Origin of the sequence: Hymenobacter algoricola, from assembly GCF_039539525.1 — a bacterium.
In the GTDB taxonomy this organism is placed as follows: Bacteria; Bacteroidota; Bacteroidia; order Cytophagales; family Hymenobacteraceae; genus Hymenobacter; species Hymenobacter algoricola.
In genome coordinates this window covers 1-4,402 of the sequence record NZ_BAABDH010000078.1, presented here as the reverse complement: position 1 = coordinate 4,402, position 4,402 = coordinate 1, and the positions used below count along the sequence as shown (strand labels likewise).

The following is a 4,402-nucleotide window of genomic DNA, read 5'->3' as shown; positions in this document are numbered from 1 at the left end:
TACTTAACCCCCAATCAAGTCCATTCGCAAGGAAAAAGCCCCGCCGGAAAATCCGAGCGGGGCCCTTGCCTTATTCATGTCAACATATAGCCGGACGAGACACATTGTCCCGGGGCGGCTACTGCATGGCGGCCCGCACCTGCTGCAGGGCAACCTTCTCGTCCTTCCAGCCCACAATGCGCAACTCGCCGGGGCTGCCGCGGTGCTGAAACCAGAGCCGCAGGGTTTCGCGGGCGGCGGGGTAGTGCCGCAGGAATTCGGCCCAGGTGGTGGCTTGGGGCAGAATCTGCTGGCTGGGCCGCGCCGGAATGGTCAGCACCACCTGCTCGAGGGTGCCGGCCGCGTCGAGCAGCAGCAGGCCAATGGGCAGCACCTCGAGCACGGTGCCCGCCGGCTGGCTTTCGGTCAGGACCAGCGCGCCCAGGGGCCGGCCGGCCGGAAAGCCCGGCGCGGGCGCGGTGTGGGTGCCGGGAATAAAGCCGAAGTTGCCGGGGTAGGGCAGGAACTCGACCTGCCGGTCCTGACCAGCGCGCTGAATGCGGCGGAATTCCCGGCTGGCCGGGTCGTATACCTGCTCGTGGTTGGTGCCGGCCGGAATTTCGACCACTACCTGCAGCAGCTTACGCTCGGCCGAGAACGTGGGCAGCTGGGCGTAGTCGGACTGACAGCCGACTACGCCCAGGCCGCCCACCCAGAGAATACATGCAGCGCGGGAGAAGCGCATAGGCCGGGCGGGTTATTGGGCCAGCTGGGTGTTCAGCAGCTGAAACGGATTCAGCTGGTTCAGCTTCAGTACAAAGCGGATCCGGTCGGTGAAGTCCTTGCGGCTGCTGGGAAAGCTGTTGTTGTACATCGAGCCGGCTACGGGTAGATAAAACTGCAGGACGTCATTCAGGACGGGCACCACCAAGCCCGCATCGTAGAAGATGTGCTGGGCCTGGGTTTTGCCATTGGCCAGGGCGAAGTACTCTTTCGTGGCGCCCAGGTCCGCAAACAGCTTCAGGCTGGTCACGGGCAGGTCGGCCTGCACGTTGAGCGTGGTCAACCACTTTTGGCTGAACACGCCACCCTGGCCACCTACGTTATTCTGCAGCGGCATGTAGCCCTTGAAAGCCCCGTCCCGGTCGTCGGTCTGGTGTACCTGGGCGGTAAAGGCATCCGAAATCTGCTGCCGGTCGAGGAAGGCCGTCTGCCGGCGGTAGTCGGGGCTGCCGCTCAGGCCCATTACGAAGCCGCTGCTGTCGTTTTGCAGGAAACGGCCCCCAAACAGCCGGACCGAAATCATTTTCTTGGGCGAATAGTAGCGCTGGTAGTTGGCCGTGGCCCGCAGCAGCAGGGCATTGCGGGAGCCGGTTTCCCGGGCAATGGCGGAGGTCAGCTGGTTGAACTCAACGTTGGCGCCCCAGGTCTGCAGGGCGTTGCCGCCCTTCACGGCGTACTCCAGGCTCTGAATGCTCGAGGTCTGGTCCAGGTCTTGGTCTTTCACGGCCGTGTTGGCAAGGCTAACCGAGTGCTGGGGGCGGCCGAAAGCGGACTTGGGCAGCATAAACGTAATGCTGGGCTCCACTTTACGGTACCGTGCGAAGCGCTGCACCGTCAGACTCGTCACAATCTGCCGGGAAACGGAGCTGGGCAGCACGTTCACGTTTACCGTCGCCACGCCGTTGAGTTCCTTCTGGTTGAAGCTGTACATCGGCATGAGCAGGTAGTTCAGGTTCTTGGTCACCAGCGGGCTGTTGTAGAAGGCCGCGCCCACCATCAGCTTATCGGAGGTGTTGGCGCCCAGCACCGGCGCCCAGTTGAGCGTGCTTCGGTCCCAGCGCTCCACGCTGGCCAGGGGCTTTATCTGCAGCTTCTCGAAGGTGCGGAAGCTGCCGTTGATCTTCATCCGGTCGTCGCGGCGGTTCAGCTCGGGCGTCAGGTACTCGGCATCCACTACCACGGCCACGGCCCCGGCGCGGCGGAAGTCGAGCTGGATTTCATCCTCGCCGTCTTCGATGCCAATAACCGGCGTCCACTGCGTTTCCAGAATCTTGCCCTGGGCATCCACGGTAGATACGGGCACGGCAAACGGGGCCGGGGAGTCGTTGCGGACCAGCACCTTCACCTGGGTGTCGGTGAGCTGCAAATCGGATACGGCTGCGTCGTAGTGGGCAGTGCCGGGCAGCATGTCCTTGAAAAACCAGTCCAGCTTCTGACCCGTCGATTCCTCAAACACGGCCTGCATGTCCTCCGGATACGGGTGCTTGAACTGCCACTTGTCGTAATAGGCGTGCATAGCCTTGTCGAACGTGTCCTGGCCCAGGTAGCCGGCCAGATACTTCAGCAGCGAAGCCGTTTTGCCGTACACGATAAAGCCGTAGCTGAGCTTGCCATAGTCGGCCGAGGTCATGCTGCTCACGGGCTGGTCGAGGCCCCGACTGGCTACCACCTGGTAGGGCACCTGGTTCAGGGCCGCGCTGTTGAGCCCGTCGATACCGACCAGGGCCGCTACCTTCTGCGACTTGAGGATACCGCTAAAATCACCGGCCAGCGTATCGGTCAGCGCCTGCACCCGGTTTTCGACGTAGGAGTTCACGCCCTCATCGAGCCAGGCGTAGTCCCGCTCGTTGGAGCCCAGAATGCCGTAAAACCAGTTGTGGCCCACCTCGTGCACAATGGCCGAAGGCATGGTCACCGTCACCATCGGATATTCCATGCCCGAGCCGGCGCTCAGCGCCCCGTCCACGGCCGTGGCGGCCGAGTAGGGGTATTCGCCCACCCACTTGGAGTAGTAGGTCAGCGCGTCATTCACTTCCTGCAGGCCTTTCACCCACTTCAGCGCGTCGGTGTTGGTAAAGAGCACCCACGAGGTAACGGCGCGGCCCGAGGGCAGCGTAACGCCGCTCTTGAGCACGTTGAAGCGCTTGTCGGCAAACCAGGCGAAGTCGTGCACGCGGTCCTGCTGGTAGCGCAGGGTTTTGGTTTCGGGCGCCGAGGCCGGAAAAGAAAGGTCGGTGCCGAAATCCTTTTGGGTCTTTTTCAGGGCCGTAGCGGCGGCCAGCTGATCCAGGCGCTGCACCTCGTCGGGGTTCTGCAGCACGCCGGTGGCCCCCACGGTGTAGTTGGCCGGCAGCGTGATGCGCACGTCGAAGGAGCCGTACTCGGAGAAGAACTCGCCCTGGTCCAGGTAGGGCATCTGGTGCCAGCCCCGCCGGTCGTACACGGCCGGCTTGGGGTACCACTGCGAAATCTGGTAGGACTGGCTGACGTGGCCGAAGCGCGAAAACGAATCCGGAATCTTCACCCGGAAGGGCGTGGTGATGGTAGCTTTGGCGCCCGCCGCCAACGGCTGGGGCAGGGTCAGCTTGGCAATGTCGGGGTTTTGAGGGTCGTAGGTGAGCTGGGCCGGCTGGCCGTTGACTTTGAAGTCGAGCTGGTCGATGGAGCCGCGCTGGCTGGCTTTGGCAAACTGGAACTTGCGGCTGCCGTTGCGCAGCTGCTGCTTGGCAAAGGCCGTGGTGTTATCCTTGTAGGCGTTGGGCCAGAGGTGAAACCAGATGAAGGTGAGCTGCTCGGGCGAGTTGTTGGTGTATTGAATTTCCTCGGTGCCCGTGAGCAGGTGCTGCTTGTCATCGAGGGTGACGTCAATGGAATAATTGGCCTCCTGTTGCCAGTAAGCTGCCCGGACCGTTTCCTGGGCCTGCGCCAGCAGGGGTGAAGCGGCCAGGACCAGGCCCGCGAAGAATTTTTTCATGTAAGGGAATGAGATAAAACAAAAGCGCAGCGAAAGTACGTTTTCGGCCCGGAAAACCTGCACAAGGAATAACCCTACCCGCGCCTGAACGTTAGCTTACCACGGGACAGGGCTTTTATCCTGCCGCCAAAACACCCCACCATGGAAAAGACCGAAGTTCAAAACCAAGTACACCTCGACGCCGCCGCCACCTTGCTAAGCGGCAATCTGCTGGAAGAAGTAGAGCGCTCCGGCCTCGACAACACCCTGCAGCGCTGGATTCAGGATATCAAGGATGCCAACAACCCCGAGCTGCACCAGGTCGTGGTGGATCTGCAGGAGCTTAAAGCCCATTTCGGCTCCGGTACCTACGACAAGGACGTTATCGGCCGCCTGCTCACCCGTCTGGGCGAAAACACCGTGAAGGCCGCCGTATTTGCCGATGGCAACACCCAGCCGCGCGTTGAGAAGCTGGGCGAGGCCCTGCTGGCCGCCGGCAAGCAGGTGCAGCACCCCGACACGGCCAACAGCGCCGAGCAGGATCTGCAAAACAGCTAGACCAGACGCTTTTTTCGAAGCGCCTGTGTCTCGTCCGGCTATATGTTGACATGAATAAGGCAAGGGCCCCGCTCGGATTTTCCGGCGGGGCTTTTTCCTTGCGAATGGACTTGATTGGGGGTTAAGTAG

At 61.9% G+C, this 4,402-nt stretch carries 3 protein-coding genes; 1 reads left to right on the top strand and 2 read right to left on the bottom strand.

The genetic code is table 11. From position 1 onward, the window contains the following. Positions 1–118 precede the first annotated feature (118 nt). Together ABD842_RS14035 and ABD842_RS14030 are read right to left on the bottom strand one after the other, a co-directional pair. Positions 119–724, bottom strand: coding sequence for an inorganic diphosphatase (locus ABD842_RS14035; protein ID WP_345115084.1), 606 nt, complete (start codon positions 722–724; stop codon positions 119–121). Between the two features lie 12 nt (positions 725–736). Then, entirely contained in the window at positions 737–3,736 is a 3,000-nt protein-coding gene (locus ABD842_RS14030) for a M1 family metallopeptidase (RefSeq protein WP_345115082.1), read from the bottom strand. Between the two features lie 141 nt (positions 3,737–3,877). On the opposite strand from ABD842_RS14030, the gene ABD842_RS14025 reads away from it, so the two are divergent. Beyond that, positions 3,878–4,273, top strand: a complete 396-nt coding sequence (locus tag ABD842_RS14025; RefSeq protein ID WP_345115079.1) for a hypothetical protein — start codon at positions 3,878–3,880, stop codon at positions 4,271–4,273. Positions 4,274–4,402: the final 129 nt, after the last annotated feature.